The organism is Longimicrobiales bacterium (genome assembly GCA_029245345.1).
Lineage (GTDB): Bacteria > Gemmatimonadota > Gemmatimonadetes > Longimicrobiales > Gaopeijiaceae > CALFPJ01.
Map to the genome: position 1 here is coordinate 36018 of JAQWPM010000022.1, position 19831 is coordinate 55848.

Consider the following 19831-nt stretch of genomic DNA (forward strand, 5'->3'; position numbering starts at 1 on the left):
CCTTCTCCCAAGCCTCCACATCGTCTTCAACAACGGTGAAGAGCGGATGGATTACGGGCAACGCCGCCGCCGGGAGTCGCTCGCATCTCTCCGGGCGGCGCGCGCCTCAAGCTTGCGCCGCAAATGTCCCGTCTCGAAGCCTAACTGTCCCATCGTCACTGGAATCGTCACACGCACGCGCACGGGCCCGATCCTGGACCTGTCAAAACGATAGCCGCGCGTCTCGGGCTCGTCTGCGATAATGGCCAGATACCCGCTGATGGTGGCCAACTGGAGATCGAAGCTGCCGGAATTGCGTCAACTGCGGGTGCTGTCTGTATCCCTTCGTTGCACCTCGCAGGACCGCGCGGGCTAGGAGACCCCACGCCACCTTCGCGTCGAGGTAGAGGCTCCAAAGCCTCATGTGCGCCTAGGAACGGCGGGCGGGATGATGCGCTGCGAACCCTTCCAGTCCGACCATCTGGATCAGCCCCGCAGGCATGAGAACCTCGGGAATCTCGGCCAGGCCTCCGCCACCAACGAAGAGAAGGACGCGAGGATCAAGCGCCTGGCGAAGATCCGCCAGCGCGGACGCGCTGTCCATCGCGTCGACTGTTCGCACCACGCTGATCGCGACCCCATCCGCTGCCAGCGTCACGGCCGCCATCGCCACCTCCTCCACCGGCAAGTCCGTACCCAAATACACCACGCTCCAGCCGTCGAGCGTCGCCGCGGCGCTTGCAAGGCGGGCGCCCAGCCCGTGCTTCTCTCCGGGTAGCGTCGACACGATGAGGCTAGGCGCGTCGTGCGGGCGGGCGCGATCAACAACGCGGGCGAGGATCCGCTCGATGACTTCGCTCGCGAGGTGCTCGTGCGCGGGCGTGATTTGGCCGCCCTCATAACCCTCCCCAAGGAGTTGTATGAGCCGGCCGGCGACCTGAGAAAGGAAGGGCCGAGCGCCATGAATCACGAGCGCGCGCCAGAGTGATTTCTCGAGTCCCTCGTCATCCAGATCCCGAACGCACCTGTACGCTTCATCCAATCCGGACGGAGGCACGGCAAGCCCAGAAGAATCTGAGGGGATCCGCGTCGATAGGTCCTCCGTGAGCAACGCCTCAGCGTCTGCCAGAGAGAGGGCGGCCACCATGCTGATACCGCGCCCCGCGTCGGCAAGCGCCTTTAGCGTGCTCAGACGCTGTACGTCTACATCGGAGTAGACGCGCTGCCCCCCTTCGGATCGCGTCGGTGTAACGGCGTCGTACCGCCGTTCCCACGCCCTAATCGTTGCCGGCGTGAGTCCAGTTCGCTGTGCGACCACCCGGATCGGATGCCTGGCCTTTTCTGATTCTTTCATACCCAATTGTACACTCACGTCTAAGCAATGTCAAATTAATAGCTTGGCAATACCTTGACACATTGAACTTTTGTGACGAAGATTGCTGGACAACGGTTAAACACTCGCAATTATCTCCACGGAGAATCAAAAAATGACTCGCAAGTTTTTCGCTCTCGCGCTCCTCACCGTGTTCGTTCTTGTCCCCGCTTCAGCAGCCGCTCAGACGGCTGAGAAGAACATCGTCGAAACGGCCGTCGCGGCCGGTTCCTTCACCACTCTGGCCACAGCGCTCGAGGCCGCTGACCTCCTGGGCGTGCTCCAGGGAGACGGCCCATTCACAGTATTCGCGCCGACCGACGCTGCGTTCGCCAAGCTCCCAGCCGGCACGGTCCAGGCGCTCCTCGCGGACAAGGACGCCTTGATCCGAGTGCTGACCTACCACGTGGTAGCCGGAAAAGTGATGGCATCAGACGTGGTGGCCCTTTCCGCCGCTGAGACGCTCGCCGGTATCAGCGCGCCGATCGAAATCAAGATGGGCAAGGTCTATGTAGCCGGTGCAGAAGTCTCGACTACCGACGTGGCAGCGTCCAACGGCGTCATCCACATCATCGATTCCGTCATGCTCCCCCCACAGAACTAACCGAGAGACACTTCTTCGGAGTGCCGAGGCGGTCTGTTCGCAGGCTGCCTCGGTCAACTCTGGACCAAAGGATCCAGCTCATGCGCATCGCAATCATCGGCACGGGAGTCGCGGGGCTCGTCACTGCTCACCTTCTCCAAGACCGCCACGACATCACCGTGTTCGAGGCACGGGACCGGATCGGTGGTCACGTGAACACGATCGCGATCGAAGAGCGCAGCGGTCGACTGCGCGCCGTCGATACCGGGTTCATCGTCTACAACGAGACGAACTACCCTCTCTTCACCAAGCTGATGAGTGACCTCGGGGTCGCCACACAGCCATCGAACATGAGCTTCGGTGTTCGGAGTGACGCGGCGCGCCTGGAGTACAGCAGCGCCAGCCTCACCACACTATTCGCGCAGCGAAGGAATCTCTTCAGCCCGGGCTACATCCGGATGCTACGAGACATTCTTCGTTTTAATCGTGACGCAGCGCCTGCCATTCTTAACGGCGCGGCAGCGCTCACCCTCGGCGAATACATCGAGACGACTGATCTGTCTCCCCGACTCGCTGAGCACTACCTCATGCCCATGGGATCGGCTCTTTGGTCTATCCCTGGAGGTCGGGTCCTGGAGATGCCAGCGGAGTTCTTCGTCCGCTTCTTCGAAAATCATGGCATGCTCACGGTGAACAATCAGCCGGAGTGGCGTGTGATCGAAGGCGGATCCGCCCGGTACGTGGAAGCCCTCGCTACCCCGTTCAGGGACCGCGTCCGCACGTCGACACCGGTGCGTCGTGTCGAGCGGCACCACGCGCACGTGACCGTGGACGGTGAGGCATTCGATCACGTCGTCTTCGCCTGCCATTCGGACCAGGCTCTCTCGATCCTGGCTGATCCGAACCGCGCCGAGCGCGAAGTCTTGGCTGCGCTCCCATTCCAGGAGAACGACGTGGTGCTCCATACTGACACTTCGGTGTTGCCACGGAGCAAGCGCGCGTGGGCATCTTGGAACTACAAGGTCGGAGCAGACCCTGAGGCGCCCGCAACGGTCACCTATAACATGAACAAGCTCCAGACTCTCGACGCGGACCCGACCTATTGCGTCACCCTGAACGACACCGAGTCGATCGACCCGGAGACCATCCTCTACCGGACGCAGCTGAGTCACCCGATGTACACATTAGAGGGCATGGCTGCCCAGAAGCGTCACGAGGAGATCAGCGGCCACGGCCACACCCACTACTGCGGTGCCTACTGGGGATTCGGCTTCCACGAAGACGGCGTCCGGAGCGCGGCAACGGTCGCGAAGCGGTTCGGGGGGGCTCTGTGAAGAGCTGCATCTACGAAGGAACGGTCCGGCACAGGCGCTTCGGTCCAGTCCCGCACGAGTTCACCTATCCGCTCTTCATGATGTACCTCGACCTCGAGGAGTTACCGACGCTCTTCTCCGACCGTTTGCTCTGGTCCGCTGACGCCCCCGCTCCCGCATGGTTCCGTGCGGGTGACTATCTGGGCCAAGGTGAGACCGACCTTCGAGACGCGGTTGTTTCCGAAGCCGAGCGACTCACAGGGCGACGTCCCAAAGGGCCGATCCGCATGCTCACGCACCTGCGTTATCTCGGCTTCGCCATGAACCCCGTGACCTTTTACTACTGCTTTAATGAGGACGGTGAGAGTCTCGACGTCATCCTCGCCGAGATCACGAACACACCCTGGAAGGAGCGCCACGTCTACGCCCTCCAGGCGGACGAAGAAAGCGGATCACCGGCCCGCCGGCCCCATCGCTTCGCCAAAGCGTTTCACGTCTCACCCTTCATGCCAATGGAGCAAGAGTACACGTGGCAACTCAACGAGCCGCGCACGGGACTCTTGGTGCACATGGAGAACAAGGAAGAGGACGCGAAGGTGTTCGACGCCACGCTCCGACTCCGCCGCGAGGAGATCTCAGGAAGATCTCTCGCCACCGTATTGACCCGCTATCCGCTGTTGACCCTGCGCATCGCCTCAGGCATCTACTGGCAGGCTCTTAAGCTGCGTCTCAAGCGTCTTCCCTACTTCCACCACCCCGACCAGGTAGCAGTATGAGCACTCTTGATCATATAGCGGAACGTGCGGTCCGCATGAGCCTCAGGCGGCTTAAGCACGGGCGTCTGGCGCTGACACACGGCGGCACAACCAGCCACTTCGGGAGAGGCCACACTCCCCCCGCTTCTATCCAAGTGACGGACCCGTCCTTCTTTCGCTCGCTCACGTTCGGCGGCCACATCGGCGCTGCGGAGTCCTATGTCCGTGGCGAATGGGTAACGGATGATCTGCCCGCGCTCATGCGCCTCTTCGCAGCCAATCGCGACGCGCTCGATGGACTTGAGACGGGGTGGGCCCGTCTGTCCCAGCCCTTCCTAGCCATGCTGCGTGTGTGGAATCGCAACACACGAAGCGGAAGTTCCAGAAACATCCGCGCACACTACGATCTGGGAAACGACTTCTTCCGGACCTTCCTCGACGAGACGCTCACCTACTCGTGCGGGATCTTTAGTGACGATCGGACGTCGATGCGCGACGCTTCGATTGAGAAGTACGACCGGATCTGCAAAAAATTGGAACTCACCTCCGACGACCACGTGATCGAGATCGGGTCCGGCTGGGGTGGTTTCGCGATCCATGCGGCCAGCATCTACGGCTGCCGAGTGACGACCACCACCATTTCTGTCGAGCAGCATCGATTCGCTTCACGTCTTATCGCCGAGGCGGGCCTATCGGATCGGGTGGACGTGCTCCTGAAGGACTACAGGGACCTCGAGGGCACCTACGACAAGCTGGTCTCTATAGAAATGGTCGAAGCGGTCGGCCATCAGTTCCTCGAAGACTACTTCCAGAAGTGTGCCGACCTCCTCGCGCCCCACGGGCGGGCAGCCATTCAGGCCATCACGGTTCGGGACGACTGGTACGACCCGAAGCAGCGACAAATCGACTTCATCAAGCGGTACATCTTCCCCGGGAGCTTTATCCCTTCCGTTTCAGCGTTGAGCAGCGCTGCCGGGAAGACAGATATGCGGATCGTACACTTCGAGGACCAAACTCCGCACTACGCTGAGACACTTCGTCGCTGGCGGGCCGCGTTCATGGAGAACTGGCCCGAGATCCGTGCGCTGGGCTTCGACGCACAATTCCGCCGCCTCTGGGACTTCTACTTCTGCTACTGCGAAGGTGGATTTGACGAGGCGATCCTCGGTTGCGCTCAGATCGTTTGGGCCAAGCCGGCGTCCAAAGGTGTGATCGACGCACGTCTACATGAGCGAATCGAGGCGGTCGCATGAACACCATCGTCCTCCTCGGTTGGTCGATCCTCGCGGTCGCTCTTTCAGGGCTCTGGCTTCGTCAGTTGAAAACGAAGAACGCGACGAGCGTCGACGTCGCCTGGTCGGCTGGCCTTGCCTTCCTCGCCCTGCTCTACCCCTGGTTCGGCGACGGCGACATCTGGCGCAGAGTCCTCGTCTCCGCGCTTGGAGCCGTGTGGGCGTTTCGGCTTGCCTGGTACCTGCTGACCGACCGGGTTCTGAAGCACACAGATGAGGACGGCCGATACAAAGCGATGCGCGTCGAGCTCGGTCCGCGAGCGCCCCTGGTGTTCTTTCTCTTCTATCAGGGTCAGGCTGCAGTCGCGGTGCTCTTCTCCCTACCCATGCTCGCCGCCATGCAGGGCCCCTCACTCGGCCCATTCGCAGTCCTCGGTATTGTCGTGTGGATTGGGGCCGTCACCGGCGAAAGCATTGCCGACGCCCAACTGGCTCGTTTTCGGGCGGATCCGGCGAACAAAGGCCTAGCTTGCCGCGACGGCCTTTGGTGGTATTCCCGACACCCGAACTACTTCTTCGAATGGGTCCATTGGTGGGCCTACGTACTCATCGCCGAGGGTGCAGCACTCACCTGGCTCGGCCCAGTCATGATGCTAGTCTTCCTCTTTCGTATCACAGGAATCCCACACACCGAAAGGCAGGCGCTGCGGAGCCGCGGTGACGCCTATCGGCACTATCAGGAGACAACCAGCGTGTTCTTCCCCTGGCCACCCAAGGAACTCTCATGATGGGTGAATTCGGTATCGAGCTGGCCGAGCGAGGACTGGTTCCTCTGCCCGGCCTGAGAATGGGGGTGCGAGGGCTCGTGAGGCAGCGCCTCCGCGACGCCACGACCGGGCCGGACGTGGCCACCTTCGCCGCGATGTTGGCGGAGAGTCCGCTCGCACTCGCCCCCGAGACGGCGAACGAGCAACACTACGAAGTTCCGTCTGAATTCTTCGAACTGGCCCTCGGACCCCGTCTGAAGTACAGCGGTGCTTACTGGCCTCCAGGTGTGAGCACGCTCGAAGAGGCCGAGACCGCGATGCTCGAGCGCACCTGTGATCGAGCCCAGCTCGACGACGGGCAGGACATCCTCGAGTTGGGCTGTGGGTGGGGGTCGCTGACGCTCTATATGGCGGAGGCATTCCCGAACAGCCGTATCACGGCGGTATCGAACTCCGCCCCGCAGCGGCGTTTCATCGAGGCGCGCGCTCCGAAGAACGTACACGTCATTACAGCCGACATGAACGATCTCTCACTCGCTCAGAACTTTGATCGTGTCGTGAGCGTCGAGATGTTCGAGCACATGCGGAACTACCGCGAGCTGCTTCGTAGAGTCCACGGATGGCTGCGCCCCGACGGGCGCCTTTTTGTCCACATCTTCTGCCACAAAAAGTTTGCCTACCCTTACGATTCCGAGGGCTCTGACAACTGGATGGGCCGCTACTTCTTCACGGGTGGCATCATGCCTTCGTTCGACTTCTTCTCCCACTTCGAAGAAGACTTCGCCGTCGAAGTCGACTGGCAGCTCGACGGCACCCACTACGCGCGGACCGCACGGGCCTGGCGAGAGAATATCGAACGGCAGCGCGACGAGGTCATCGCGGTGTTCCGCGGCTCCTATGGTGGCGACGCGGAACGTTGGTTCCAGCGTTGGCGCCTGTTCTTTCTGGCGTGCGAGGAGCTGTTTGGCTTCCGCGAGGGCTCGGAGTGGATCGTGGGGCACTACCGTCTGGCTCCGGTGCAGCCGTGATTAGGCTCTATCTGTTCACCGCAGGTGTCCTGCTCAGCGCCGAAGCTCTTTGGTTGGGCCTCTTCGCCGGGAAGCTATTCCGAAAAGAAGTAGGCCACCTCGTTCGGCCCGACTTCAGCCTCGGTCCAGCCGCGGTCTTCTACATGATCTACGTGGCAGGAATTCTGGTGTTCGCCGTGCTCCCGGGCATCGAAGCACGACAGCTCCACCGCAGCGTCGCGCTCGGTGCGTTCCTCGGGATGGTGGCTTACTCGACCTTCGACCTCACCTCGATGGCGGTGTTCAAGGGATTCCCTCTCCGCCTAGCCCTCGTGGACATCGCGTGGGGAGCGTGTGTTACGGCGGCCGTCTCGGCTGCCGGGTATGGAATCGGCCGTTATCTGGGATTGGGAGACTGACATGCCCACCACCGATACCCTACTCTCGCTCGCGGAGATCTCCGCGGCATTCGCCGGCTTCGCTGCGCTCGTCAGCGCCCTAAAACGCAGCTCGGACCGCGCCGGCGAGGCAATCCATGATCTCCTCCGCTTGAGGCTGGTCATTTCCAGCGCCGTCGCTGGAGTTGTCGCCGCCCTGCTTCCGGTGGGGCTGGCTGGTTTCGGGATCGACGGTTCGCTGCTCTGGAGGCTCGCCGCTGGCGCCTTCCTCGTTTTCGACAACGGCGTCATCATCTCATTTGCGCGCGCATACAGTCCGGTAAGAAGGGTCATCAAGCCAGACCAACTCGCAATGTCGATCGTATCGATACTCGAATTGGTCGAGCAATCGTGCCTCATCGTGGTTGTGGTGGGCCTGTCGATCGACAATGCGCCGGCTTTGTACGTTACAGCGTTGATCGCCAACATCAGCCAAGCTGGCTTCATCTTCGTGCGGTTCGTGGGCTCCACGTTCAGCCATGAGCATGAGCTCGCCGGCCACTAGCGTGAGCGTGGGACGCAGATCGGGGCTCGGGCCGAGGGGAGATCTCCTACGGCAAATCGCAGGCGTACTGACCTTCGCCGTGGTGCTTTGGCTGAACAGCTTTGCCGGGGCCGGAGGCCTGAGCGGAGAGTCCATCGGTGTGATCGCCAACCGGTATAGCTCCGATTTTCTGCCGGCCGACTACGTCTTCGGTATCTGGGGGCTCATTTATCTCGGCCTCTTCGCCTTCACAGTATTCCAGGCGCTTCCCAGGCAACGCACGAATCCGCTGCTTCGTCGCCTCGGCTGGCTTTGGCCGGCAAACGGACTTCTCAACATCGCGTGGATCGTGACCTTCTCCTTCAGTCGATTCGGCGCGGCCATGATCGTCATGCTGATCCTGCTCAGCTCACTGGTTGCGATCCACGTCAGGGTCGGAATTGAGGATGACCTGGGGTGGAAAGAGCGCGCCTTCATCGCAGCTTTCTTCGCGATCTATCTCGCCTGGGTCTCCGTGGCGTTCGTAGCCAACAGCTTCCAATACCTGACATATCTCGACCTGGACGTCAGCCTCGGAAACGGTCCGGTGTGGTCGGCGGCCATGATGCTGGCCACTACGGCGTTGGCCGCATTCATGGCTTGGCGAAGACGGGTATGGCTTTACCCCATAGTCGTCGCGTGGGCGCTCTCCGGGATCGCCGTGCGCTTCGCAGAGACTGGGATGCTTGCCGGGACCGCATGGGCCATGGTCATTATCGGACTCGGGTCCCTCGCCATCAGTCGGCGCAAAAGGAACCGAGCGTGGGCCTGAGGCATCATCGACTCGAACGCGCGCAGGTTGTCGCCGGTGAATTGGCGGACGTCTTCGCGTTCTTCAGGGACCCGAGTAATCTCGAGGCGATCACACCCCCTTGGCTTCGCTTCGAGGTCCGGTCATCTACTTCGGCTAGGGTGCGACAGGGTACAAAAATCACGTACGGTCTCAGATGGCAGATCTTTCCGCTGACTTGGAAGTCTCGGATCGCGGAATACGAAGAGGGCAGGTTGTTCGCCGATGAGATGCTGAGTGGACCCTATGAGCGATGGTATCATCGGCATCTCTTCTCTGAGGTCAGCGGGGGCGTGAAAGTCACCGACATCGTAGAGTACAGGCTCCCCTTTGGTCCGCTCGGCCGGCTCGTCCATTTCGCGATGGTTCGCGGGCAACTGGAGGCCATCTTCGATTATCGACGCGATGCGATCGCTCGGCTCTTCACTCCCCTGGATTCATAAACTAAGTGCGACAGATGGTGCGACCGGCCGACTGAACTAGGAGTGACTCACGAGGACCTGCCACCAGCTCACCTCTGTAGAGCGACATGCGCTCTCGACCCTGAAGAGGCAATGACCCGGGCCAACGGCGATCGCTCGGGCCTTGGCCCGGCATCGCGGCACGGTCTATCGAGAGATCAAGCGCAATCAGGCGCCACCGTGCTCGGTACCGCACAAGCGCTATCTGCTCACGCTCGTCGACCGTAAGACAAGCTTCACCATCATCGGCAAACTCACCGCTCGAACCGTCGAGGCTACGCACTGGGGAAATTCGCTCTCACGGAGAACGCGGCTGCCCGGGTCCTCGCACCAGCCATGCTGGCTTGGTCGGTCGGCTTACTCCAGGCGGTCATTCGGATCGTCCAGCACGGGCTGGGCCAAGGGTCGAGCTTTGGCCATTCAGTGAGAGGCGCCATCTAACGACTCAGTGCCTTGCCCGGGGCTCACTGGCTGCCACGCATCCCTGCACGGACTGGCACTCGCAAGACCCTTTTACACGGGTGGACTGCGGGCTAGAGTTGGGAGATCCATTCAGCCTGCTGCGCGAACCCGGAGCCTCTCTTGGCCACCGAAATCATACTCTCCGAGGCTTCGTTCAATCGAAGTGTCAGAACCTACTGGCTCCTCTCGGGCACGATCTTCTGCGTGATCACTGTCGTAGGAATCTTGCTGCTCCCCTTCTGGCTGCTGCTGGGCCACTTCTTCGCCGAGCGTTATCTCCAGCACATGAGTTGCGTTCTAACGGATCGGTCGCTGAAGGTGAGCAAGGGACTTCTGGTACGGCAGGAGAAGACTGTCCCTCTGGACAAGATTACCGACCTCGCGCTGACCGAGGGTCCGATCATGCGGTATCTCGACCTCCAGGCCGTGAAGGTGGAGACCGCCGGAGGCTCGGCTCCGGGTTCGTTTATCACGCTAGTCGGGATAGTCGGAGCTCGCGACTTCCGGGACAAAGTCCTTCAGCAACGCGACGTCGTGGCCAGGGGCGGTTCTGCGTCGCCTGTTCAAGAGGCGGCACCCGCTCAGGTTTCTCGCGACCCTCTTCTCGTCGAAATTCGTGACGCCCTACTGAGGATTGAAGAACGACTGCCCGGCTCTGCGCCGTCAGGCGACTCGAGTGGTTAGCTCCGAAAGGTCCTTCGGGCCACCTTGATCGCCATGCACTCCCGCGTGTGTTCATCGATCACCGTAAGCAGTTTGAGCGGCCGACCGTCATGTGTCCGAGTGCTCACGAAGTCATACGACCATACGTGCTGAGCATACAGCGGTCGAAGTCCGATACACGATCCGTCATTGAGCCACAAACGGCCCCGCTTCGGCTGACGGACATGCACCACACACCGGCGTCTGCGTTCGGGGCTTAGAAGTTTCCCTTGGCTGCTTCCTCCGGGGTCAACTTGTCCAGCGTTAGGTTCGCCACCGCTCGCTTCAGCTGCGCGTTCTCTCGCTGCAGATCCTTGAACTCGCGTGCCGGGTCCACCTTCATCCCCCCGAACTCCTTCCTCCACCGGTCGTACGTCTGCTCGCTGACCCCGAGCTCCCGGCTCACCTCACCCACCGTCTCGCCGTTCGCCAGACCGACCTCGGCCTCCCGCAATGCCGTGATGATCTGCTCCGGCGTGTGCCTTCTCCTGCTCATCGCTGACCTCTTCTCTGAAGCTGCGACCAGCCTCGGATCCGAACATCCGCGCTGGTCTCGTTTCAGGGGGTCACGCCAGTGCCTCCTTACCGCTTAGCTGCTGTTGTGCTTCATACTTGATATCACAGAGCCAGCTCTCAGGAAGCCAGCTCCTGTTGAACCAAAGCATATAGACCGTCGATTAGCCTCGACACTTCTCGATTGCGGGCCAAAACTCTAGCCACCATCTCGCGGCGCTCAATGAGGAGGTTCCGGAAGACGTCGTCCTCCACCAGTGCGTCGAGGGACGGACGAGACAGAGTCCGAGCACCACCGGTTCCGATCCCTTCGAACGTGAGTTCACCCGGACGGAATTGTACCAGCTCACCCAGAGACACCGCGTCCAACGGAACCCGACGTGAGAGATAGGGGGCGAACCGGTCCGCGACGAACTCCCGAGTCGTCTGCTCAGTCAACGTGTTCTTGTCCAGTGCCTGCGCGTAGGTCAGAAGGCCCGCTCGGATGGCGTCGGACCGCAGCAACTGCAGTCTCCCCGAGGAAACCAAGTCGTCAAACACGGAACGAACCGGCGTAAACTGGCGCGTGGTGCGAGCTCGGCCCAGTGTAGCTCTCGTAGAGTCTATCGGCGGCGGCGGGGCGCCATCAGAGCTTCTGATGATGCGCTCAAGCCCCCATTCGAGTTCTTCTCGGGCCGCCAGGTCTGAGTCCAACTCAAGGCGGCTGGCCTCAAGTTCGACGACTAACCCAACCAGGTACTCTCGCTCTAGACGGAGTTCACCCCGCTCCTGCCACCATGCGTCAACGGCAAACGCGAGGAGGATACTCAGCGAGATGACCGCGCTCTCGGCGAGCAGTCGGCTCAACTGCGGCTTATTGGCAAACGTTCCTTCCTTACCTCAGAGGCTTCCTAACGTCTGGCAATTCTGCTGCACGGCCATCCTGCAAACAAGGGTTAGGAGCCGATAGGCGAGTGGCCCGTTATCGACTAGGTAACCCGTGTCAGTAGCAATCGCTTGTCAAGAAAGTCTCGGGATCGAGCCTCCGGGTCATCTCTCGCTCAGCGCCTTCGCGACGGCATAGCCGGTCAAAGCAACGACGCCCATGAGCCAACATTTCGGTCCACAATTCGTTAGATGAGCCTCCACTCCCTTCAAACGGGAGATGGCATTGGTAGCCGTATTGCCCGCAGTCGTACTCCTAGTCGTCGTGATAGCCCGCCACGTGAACAGGACGCAATCGCAGCACGACATCGAGGAGTACGGCCCTGAACGCTCCGTTACTCTGGAGCGGCTTTTCTTGGCCTAGCCCTGCCCTCGGTGCTACGACTTCCGGATGGAATTGATCTCAATCAGTCCCAACGCGAGCTCGATTCAGTCTCGCGCTGAACGCGCCTCCGTGATCAACGAAGTGACGCGATCCAGAAGAGTTTCACGAACGAAAGGCTTTTCTATGACCAATCCCGGCTTCTCCAGAAATTGTGCGCTCATTGTCGGATCTTGCACGAAGCCTGACATGAAGAGAACAGGGATGTGCGGTGCGGCTTCCCCGATAACGGAAGCCAGTTCCCATCCGTCCATCCCAGGCATGACGACATCCGTCAGAAGCAGGTCGACTTCGTAATTCAGTGATCGAAAGATCTCGACGGCCGCATCAGCACTTCCCGCCGCATGCACCTCGTAACCGCTCCGCGTGAGCATGGACGAAACGGACTTCAGTACCATCGCGGTGTCGTCGACGACCACGATCACGGCAGGGGAATCCGGATTGGGTGCAAGACGACCTGGAGTATCACTTACGAGTCCGCCGGCGGACTCGGGCACCCTTGCAATAACCGTCGTCCCACGACCCACCTCACTGGTGATGTCTACGGTCCCCCCGGCCTGTTGCAACAGCGTATAAACCGATGAGAGGCCAAGCCCTGTTCCCTCTCCAAGTGGCTTCGTCGTAAAGAACGGATCGAACACCTGCTTGAGATTTTCCGAATCTATTCCGACACCCTCATCCGTAACGCGCACGACAACTTCTGTACGAGAAGGGTCGACCTCAGACGGCTCCACCCCACAGAAGATGTTGATCTCGCCTCGTTCCTCCATTGCATCACGTGCATTGAGAATGAGGTTGACCAGCGCCTGCGCGAACTCCCTCGGGTCTAGGTCCGCATAGCACGGTTCGGCGCTGAGGTCGAGCACGATCTGGATATGACTCGGAAGTCCGGATCGCATCATATCCGTCGTATTTCGAACAACCTGAACCACATCGGACCTTGAGACATCTCCGGCACTCGGGCGGCTAAAGCGCAAGAGCCTACGTGTTACAGATCTAGCCCCGTCAGCCGCATCCAGTATCAGCTTCACCTGTGCCTGGTGAGGGCTACCTGGCTCAAAGGACTCCTTCAAAATTTCCGCATTACCGAGCACAGTCATCAGGACGTTGTTGAAGTCGTGGGCGATACCGCCCGCCAAATGACCGATTGCCTCCATTTTTTGCGACTGCCTCAGGGCTTCTTCGGCACGCCTCCATCCCGTTACGTCCATCAACACGGAATGCATGCACGGCCCTTCGCCATCGACGGGCATGATCACCCCGGACATGCGGAGCTGCACCTGAACCCCGTCAGGCCGGCTCATTTCGAGATCACGGGGTCGTACCCTTCCCGTGAGCTCAATCTCCTTTAGAACCTCAGCGCGCTCACTAGCATCGTGGTAGAAATCTTCGACATCCAGAACATCGGCATCGCCCAGATGGAAAAGTGAGCGCGTATATTCGTTCGCGTAGACAAGCTTCCCGTCCAAGCTGGTAACGGCGACTCCAAACTCGACGCTTGCCAGGATCTGCTCAAAACGCTCACGACCTCGCACCTCCACGAGTCGAGCCACGTCCTTCGCCTGGACCATCCCACCAAGAACCTTCATTAGTGGGGCTAACTCTGAGGGAATGTTCCTCTTTTCCTGGAGCTCGGCCCAGTCGCCGACATCCGCCTCAACCAGACGGACCTCCCGCTCAAGCATCTGGGTCAAGCGCCGATAGCCCATCGCGGTCGCCACAACCACAATAAGAACGATTAGGAGGCTCAGAAAGAAGGCCACGTAGCCTCGCTCGGCGAGAGCACCAAATGCCTGATATTGTGTGATGCCCGTGTAGACGCTCCACCCAGTGGGAGTGCTTACTTGACCCCAGTAACGTTGGGTGCCCGTCAGGTCTGGTCCTGCAGTAACAGACCTTCCCGGTTGGATCTCAACCGTTCCCCGTCTATTCTGGACTGGGACATGTGAACCAATGCGTTCACGGTCCTGCGAGCGAAAGACAACGACGCTGTTCGGGGACGCCACGGTCACAAGGGAAAGGTACTCGGCTTCCGGGAGTAGACGCTCAGACACAGCGTCAAGGTTCAGCCAGACCTGCAAGGTCAGGCCTTCGCGTGTCACAGTTTCGAGCAAGGGCACGGCGACAGGCAGCAACCAAGAGCCACCCGTGACCAGCTGCGATACGGGGCCCGTTTGCAGTCTGCCTTCCACTGGTGTCGGCCCCATCTGACTCAGCGGCGTGACCCGCGCCGGCAAGCTCCCGGCAGGGTAATCGCACAGAACGTCACCTTGCGAATCCACGACAGCGAGTCCGCTCGCATAAGCATACTTCAACTGGATCTGCTCAAGGTCAGTCGAGCACGATTCCAGATCGGAGCCACTGAGATAGTACGTGGACAAGGCGAATGCGTCGGCACTCAACTGTTCCGCGAGAACTTCAAAGAAGTTAGTGACCGTAACAGAGACAGCGTCGGTGATTCCGAGTGCGCTGCGTCGAGCGGCCTCCAGCGTCGAATAATATTGGTCGAAGCCGGCTACACCGAGCAATAAGAGCGGAGGAAATGCCACAGCAAGCGCGAGCAATCGGAGACGATTTGCGATCGAGCCAGATATGGGTGCAGCCATAATGGACTCCAGCATTTGAACTCTCTTCTTCACCGTCGAGGCGAGTCAACTGGAATAATAGCAGTAACGCTCGACTCCTGGGGCGCAGTTTCCGGCTCCAGAACATCTGTACCTTCGCACGCCATGGTCCGACAGGCGCACACCATGAGCGTCAAATGCTGGACGTACAAGGCAGGGTGATTCGGCTCATGTGGGGACTCAAGAGTCGGAAACCCTAGAGTGACGACACATGTCTGTCCGAATATTTTCGTCGCCGTCAGACCCGCTTCGGCACTTGAGTGTCACCCGGCCGGGAGGCCCGTGTCGGTAGCAACCGCTTGTTCGGCTTCCAGCGGTCCTAGTCAATCGTTCTCAGTAGAGACTCCTCAGCGAGCTCGAACAATCGGTGGACGTCAGCAAGTGTGGTGCGTGGATCGTTGTTGAAGTTCATGAGTCGATGGTCCACGACCCGGTCAGGCCACTCCGCCGCGATCACGCGCCGCACAGCCTGCATCGCCGGCTGGCGGTGTTGGTAGCGTCCCATCGCTCCAGCAGTAGCCCGAGCGAGTGCGCAATAAAGGCTGATAAGAGATGTATCGTTCTCACAATTTCGGTCATCCTCACGATCCCAACGCGCTTCTTCGTTCAGCAAGTCACGGGCTGTATGGAAAATGTCGAGATCGGTCTGCGAGGGAGGCGCCTCGATGCCTTCGTCCCAAGCGAGTCGCAGGCCTTGGTCGGAGACTGAGAGCTCGCCAAGCACATGCCAAAGGCCGGTCCGGACGATAAGCCGGGGGCCTGACGAGTATTGGTAGGTGGCGATCTCAACGGGAGTCGATCCAGTCGCACCCTCCACGGTTCCCACCCAGAGTGCGTCGCTAGCATCCGCAGGTCGCGACAGTTCGATCCGGCGTGTCACGGTCGAGAATTTACAGCTGCCGACGAACGATCCGGTGTCCCCTGCCGACAGGCTACAGGAGACAGATTGACTCGAGCCAGATGCCGGAAAGACACACAACATCGGCAGTACTAGGGCGCCCCTCGCCACCCAATGCGTGAAGTCTCTCCTCATAGTGCAACGTGTCCTCCGCTGGATGCCTGATGTCTCGTGGTTTGTGCTGCACGGCCAGCCCGTCCACAAGCGCGTAGCGGTGCCTACCCCTTCTCCAGGGGCGGCCCCACTCGCTTGTTGAGCGGAGTCTCGCTCGTGGGTTACCGACGCTCGACTCCCGCCAAGAATTCGTTCACGGCGGCATTGAACAACTCGGGTTGATCGACATTGCTCACGTGCCCAGCGTCCGGGATCACCCTTACGATGGACCCAGGTACCATGGCCTGAAACTCCCGGACCGTCTCTGGTCGGGCCTCATCATATTCGCCGACCAGGAACAGAACCGGCAGGGTTAGCTCCGGAAGCCGGTCGATTCGATCGTAGTCTCGCAGAGTGCCCGTTGAGACGAACTCCGAAGGACCCCACATGTACTCGTACAACCCTGAGTCTCCTGGTGGTCTGAGCGCGCACTCTTGAATACCCGCGTATGCATCGGGATTCCGGATGCCGAACTGACCCATGAACTCTGTGTTCGCTGCCTCAAAGGCTGCAGTCGCGAAGTCTCCAGAATCCACGGCAGCACGGACCGCGGCCTGAGCCTCAACCGAGAGTTCCGCCACCAGGTCATTCGCATCTCGAAGCCAACGATCCGTTCCGACCAGTGGGCCCACTAGAGTGACTGACAGCACTCCGGTTGGTGAGGCTGTGAGCAGGTATTCCAAGGCGACGGTGGCACCCCAAGAATGGCCCAAAATATGAAGCTCCTCCAACCCGAGTTCGGCGCGAAGAGCTGTAACCTCCTCAACGAACCTCGGAAGAACCGCGTAGCGCTCCAAGTCGGTTATCCGCTCTGAGTGACCTGTCCCCAATTGGTCGTACATGATGACCGGCCGTTCCTCGGCCATGCCAGTCAACGTCGAGGGATAGATGCAACTGGAACTCCCCGGACCGCCGTGAATGACCAGCACAGGCACCCCGGCTCCGTCGCCCATGACGCGGAATGCGATTCGTCCACCCGTGACGTCGACGAACCCATCGTCGGGCAGCCCTGCGGGTGGGCCACAGCCAGCCGAGTACAGGGCGACCGCAAGGAACGTCCCACACGCAGCAAATTTTCTTCGGTGCTTCACTATGCCTCCTGACTGAGCCGAACGTCTTTCGATTCTGCTGCACGGGCGACCTCGTGACAAAGCACAAGAGCCACCTGACCTGCCGCCTACGCAACCCGTGTCAGTAACAATCGCTCGTCACATAGCGCGGTTACCCCGTCACGCGCTCTGCGATTTTTTCGGGGACTGTGCCGGCGCACCCGAATGGCTGTCGGGATCTGACCCAATAGTCTGAGCCCGCGGCTCAGGGGACGCTCCAATAGGCCGGCACGGCATCCCCCTGACACACGCTGTTCGTGATGTCTGGCCCCGATCGAACAACGTGCATCCGCCCGAATTCCTCCATGCAAAAAGTGTCCTGATTGCAAAAGGTTGGTGGCTCTGGGCCGGACTCTTACTTGCCCGCCACCGGGCCCACTCGGATGTTGCACACCCTCGCGATCGCCTTGAAGGCACTCTGCGTAGTGATGTGGACCCGCCCGACGCCCGTCCCACCCTGCACCTGTCCTGTCTGTCGGCTCTGCCCACCGTGTCCCCATAACACCGCATCTCATGTCCAACCTCGCTCTAAAGCCGCTCCGGCCCACGACTCCGATGACCTGCAAGGTCGTGTCCGCCGCTCTCCTGGGGGTGATCTTCTCCTCTCCACTGCTTGCGCAGGATCTTCGTCCGATCGAGCCGACCGACATGTTTCTGACTCGCTCGGTAGGAGCACCAGTGGTCAGCCCGGAGGGCGACTGGATTGCATATACGGTCTCGCGCACATCGCTCGAAGAAGAGCGGGCCTTCACTCGCATTTTCATGTCGCCTTCAACAGGAGGAGAAGCGGTCGGACTGACGGCTCCGGGCAAGTCTGCCGGCTCGCCGGGCTGGAGCCCGGATGGCCGCTACTTCTCGTTCACCGCATCTCGTGACGAGGGTGAGACGCAGGTCTGGGCGCTCGACCGACGAGGTGGTGAGGGGTTCCCGCTCACCGATGTCTCACAAGGCATCTCCGGCTACCGCTGGTCTCCGGACGGCACCCGGCTACTGCTAACGGTACGCGACAAAGAAGACGAAAAGGAAGATGAAAAGGCGAACGCACCCCAGGAACCGTGGGTGATTGACCGCCTGCAGTTCAAGCGCGACAACACAGGGTATCTCACAGGCAACCGGCACACACACCTGTACGTCTACGACCTCGAGACCAAAACCCTGCGGCAACTCACTACCGGGCCCTGGGATGAATCTCTGGGTGTCTGGAGCCCCGACGGCACCCAAATCGCGTTCACCTCTAACCGGACGGACGAGCCGGACGCGAATGAAAACTCCGACGTGTGGACCGTGTCGGCAGATCTTTCTGAACCAACCGATTCGCCGACCCGGGTGACGACCAATCTGGGCTCGGACGGATCTCCGGCGTGGAGCCCCGATGGGCGTTGGCTCACCTACACGACCGGCGTTCGTCCCGACCTGATCTGGTACGCAACCACGCACCTCGCGGTGATCTCTTCAAACGGCGGTGAGGCTCGATTGCTGACGACTGCGCTCGATCGGAACGTGAGCCAGCCCCGCTTCTCCGCGAACGGCGAATGGATCTGGTTCCGACTCGAGGACTCCGGAGAAAATCACATCGCACGGATCCGACCCGACGGGTCAGGCCTGGAGCGACCGATCTCGGGCCCTCTCAGCGCGGGTGCGTTCGACTGGGCGGGTGAGACTTTCGCCGCATCCGTCAGCTATCTGGACCGGCCTGGGGAAATCTATCGAGCCGCGACCCTCGGCTCCGGGGACTGGATCTCTGGCACGGCGCCCGGTGAGACCGCGGCGCTGGATCCAGTGACCACGCACAATTCAGATTTTCTTTCCACGGTCCGCATCGCGGAGACCCGTACCATTCAGTTTCAGTCCGCCGACGGAACCGAAGTCGAGGGCTTCGTGACCTTTCCCCCGGACTTCGCCGAAGGACGTCGGTACCCGACTCTGCTTCGCATCCACGGCGGTCCGGTATCGCAGTACAGCCATGCGTTCCAGTTCGAATCTCAACTCTTCGCGTCCAAGGGCTACCTGGTTGTCCGTGTAAATCCGCGCGGATCGTCCGGATACGGCCAGGACTTCTCGGCCCAACTATGGGCGAACTGGGGCACGCCAGACTTCCAAGACGTGATGGCCGGCGTGGACCACGTGATCTCCGAGGGCTGGGCAGATCCGGATCGCCTCGGCGTGGGCGGGTGGTCGTACGGCGGGATCCTCACGAATTACGTGATCACCCAGACCGATCGCTTCCAAGGCGCAATCACGGGTGCGAGCGAGGTGCTTTACATCTCCAACTACGGGCACGATCACTACCAGCGGCAGTGGGAGGCTGAACTGGGGCTCCCATGGGAAGACGACAACCGTGACAACTGGGAGCGACTGAGTCCGTTCAACCGGGTCGAGGACATCGAGACCCCGACCCTGGTCATGGGGGGTGAGGACGACTGGAACGTCCCCATCCTGAACTCCGAGCAGTTATACCAGGCACTACGCCGGCGTGGAATCGAGACACAGCTCGTCGTGTATCCGGGACAGAGTCATGGGATCCGCGTGCCCTCGTACCAGGTCGACCGATACGAGCGCTACCTGGCCTGGTACGACACCCACGTTCGGGGCGCCGGCCGGCCAATCAGCGACTGACGGACCCGTCCCCTGGTCAAGCCATGACCCTGCAGCTTGCCGCACACAGCCTAGGAGGGCCAGAGCCGTTCACGCTTGAAGCGTGAACATCGCCCCGAGACCCTCAGAGCCACGGCAATCGCTCTGGATGGGACAACCATGCTCGATATAGCTCTTCAATGAAGGGCCGATGGGCTGGCTATGACGCGGCCAAAGACAGACAAACGCTGCGACTTGGGTAGTGCCCGGT

17 protein-coding genes and 1 pseudogene are annotated in these 19831 nt (G+C 60.7%); 12 read left to right on the forward strand and 6 right to left on the reverse strand.

Features of this window, described 5'->3' with window-relative positions; all coding sequences use genetic code 11:
• Nucleotides 1-409: 409 nt before the first annotated feature.
• Nucleotides 410-1333, reverse strand: a complete 924-nt coding sequence (locus tag P8L30_14370; protein ID MDG2241386.1) for a MerR family transcriptional regulator — start codon at nucleotides 1331-1333, stop codon at nucleotides 410-412.
• A 133-nt stretch (nucleotides 1334-1466) separates the two neighbouring features.
• Between P8L30_14370 and P8L30_14375 the strand changes: the two genes are divergently transcribed.
• The 11 genes from P8L30_14375 to P8L30_14425 all read left to right on the forward strand — a co-directional run bounded on the left by P8L30_14375 (nucleotide 1467) and on the right by P8L30_14425 (nucleotide 10365).
• On the forward strand, nucleotides 1467-1955 hold the full coding sequence (locus P8L30_14375; GenBank protein ID MDG2241387.1) for a fasciclin domain-containing protein: 489 nt from the start codon (nucleotides 1467-1469) through the stop codon (nucleotides 1953-1955).
• An 80-nt stretch (nucleotides 1956-2035) separates the two neighbouring features.
• Nucleotides 2036-3268 (forward strand): FAD-dependent oxidoreductase, encoded by a 1233-nt coding sequence (locus P8L30_14380; protein MDG2241388.1) that lies wholly within the window; start codon nucleotides 2036-2038, stop codon nucleotides 3266-3268.
• Complete coding sequence (locus P8L30_14385; GenBank protein ID MDG2241389.1) at nucleotides 3265-4023, forward strand: DUF1365 domain-containing protein; 759 nt, start codon at nucleotides 3265-3267, stop codon at nucleotides 4021-4023. Before P8L30_14380 ends, P8L30_14385 begins: the two co-directional genes overlap by 4 nt.
• A complete protein-coding gene (locus tag P8L30_14390; protein MDG2241390.1) occupies nucleotides 4020-5255 on the forward strand; it encodes a cyclopropane-fatty-acyl-phospholipid synthase in 1236 nt (411 codons plus the stop codon). The genes P8L30_14385 and P8L30_14390 overlap by 4 nt, the downstream gene beginning before the upstream one ends.
• Nucleotides 5252-6022, forward strand: coding sequence for a DUF1295 domain-containing protein (locus P8L30_14395; protein ID MDG2241391.1), 771 nt, complete (start codon nucleotides 5252-5254; stop codon nucleotides 6020-6022). Before P8L30_14390 ends, P8L30_14395 begins: the two co-directional genes overlap by 4 nt.
• Nucleotides 6022-7029 (forward strand): cyclopropane-fatty-acyl-phospholipid synthase, encoded by a 1008-nt coding sequence (locus P8L30_14400; GenBank protein ID MDG2241392.1) that lies wholly within the window; start codon nucleotides 6022-6024, stop codon nucleotides 7027-7029. Before P8L30_14395 ends, P8L30_14400 begins: the two co-directional genes overlap by 1 nt.
• On the forward strand, nucleotides 7026-7427 hold the full coding sequence (locus P8L30_14405; GenBank protein ID MDG2241393.1) for a DUF2177 family protein: 402 nt from the start codon (nucleotides 7026-7028) through the stop codon (nucleotides 7425-7427). Before P8L30_14400 ends, P8L30_14405 begins: the two co-directional genes overlap by 4 nt.
• A gap of 1 nt (nucleotide 7428) precedes the next feature.
• Entirely contained in the window at nucleotides 7429-7950 is a 522-nt protein-coding gene (locus P8L30_14410; protein ID MDG2241394.1) for a hypothetical protein, read from the forward strand.
• 7 nt (nucleotides 7951-7957) lie between these two features.
• Nucleotides 7958-8740 (forward strand): hypothetical protein, encoded by a 783-nt coding sequence (locus P8L30_14415; protein ID MDG2241395.1) that lies wholly within the window; start codon nucleotides 7958-7960, stop codon nucleotides 8738-8740.
• A complete protein-coding gene (locus P8L30_14420) occupies nucleotides 8731-9201 on the forward strand; it encodes an SRPBCC family protein (protein ID MDG2241396.1) in 471 nt (156 codons plus the stop codon). Before P8L30_14415 ends, P8L30_14420 begins: the two co-directional genes overlap by 10 nt.
• Nucleotides 9202-9801: 600 nt before the next feature.
• Nucleotides 9802-10365 carry a PH domain-containing protein gene (locus P8L30_14425; protein ID MDG2241397.1) on the forward strand — a complete coding sequence of 188 codons (564 nt, stop codon included), beginning with the start codon at nucleotides 9802-9804 and terminating at the stop codon, nucleotides 10363-10365.
• Nucleotides 10366-10376: 11 nt separating this feature from the next.
• On the opposite strand, the pseudogene P8L30_14430 reads toward P8L30_14425, so the two are convergent.
• The 5 genes and pseudogenes from P8L30_14430 to P8L30_14450 all read right to left on the reverse strand — a co-directional run bounded on the left by P8L30_14430 (nucleotide 10377) and on the right by P8L30_14450 (nucleotide 16968).
• Nucleotides 10377-10879: pseudogene (locus P8L30_14430) on the reverse strand (transposase).
• 137 nt (nucleotides 10880-11016) lie between these two features.
• Entirely contained in the window at nucleotides 11017-11742 is a 726-nt protein-coding gene (locus P8L30_14435) for a hypothetical protein (GenBank protein ID MDG2241398.1), read from the reverse strand.
• A 507-nt stretch (nucleotides 11743-12249) separates the two neighbouring features.
• Nucleotides 12250-14823, reverse strand: coding sequence for an ATP-binding protein (locus P8L30_14440; GenBank protein ID MDG2241399.1), 2574 nt, complete (start codon nucleotides 14821-14823; stop codon nucleotides 12250-12252).
• A 322-nt stretch (nucleotides 14824-15145) separates the two neighbouring features.
• The gene (locus P8L30_14445) at nucleotides 15146-15706 is read right to left on the reverse strand and encodes a hypothetical protein (protein MDG2241400.1); all 561 of its coding nucleotides are present in this window, start codon (nucleotides 15704-15706) and stop codon (nucleotides 15146-15148) included.
• A 293-nt stretch (nucleotides 15707-15999) separates the two neighbouring features.
• Nucleotides 16000-16968: a proline iminopeptidase-family hydrolase gene (locus P8L30_14450; protein ID MDG2241401.1), complete on the reverse strand. Its 969-nt coding sequence runs from the start codon at nucleotides 16966-16968 to the stop codon at nucleotides 16000-16002.
• 573 nt (nucleotides 16969-17541) lie between these two features.
• Here P8L30_14450 and P8L30_14455 point away from each other — a divergent pair.
• Nucleotides 17542-19602: a S9 family peptidase gene (locus tag P8L30_14455; GenBank protein ID MDG2241402.1), complete on the forward strand. Its 2061-nt coding sequence runs from the start codon at nucleotides 17542-17544 to the stop codon at nucleotides 19600-19602.
• Nucleotides 19603-19831 lie beyond the last annotated feature (229 nt).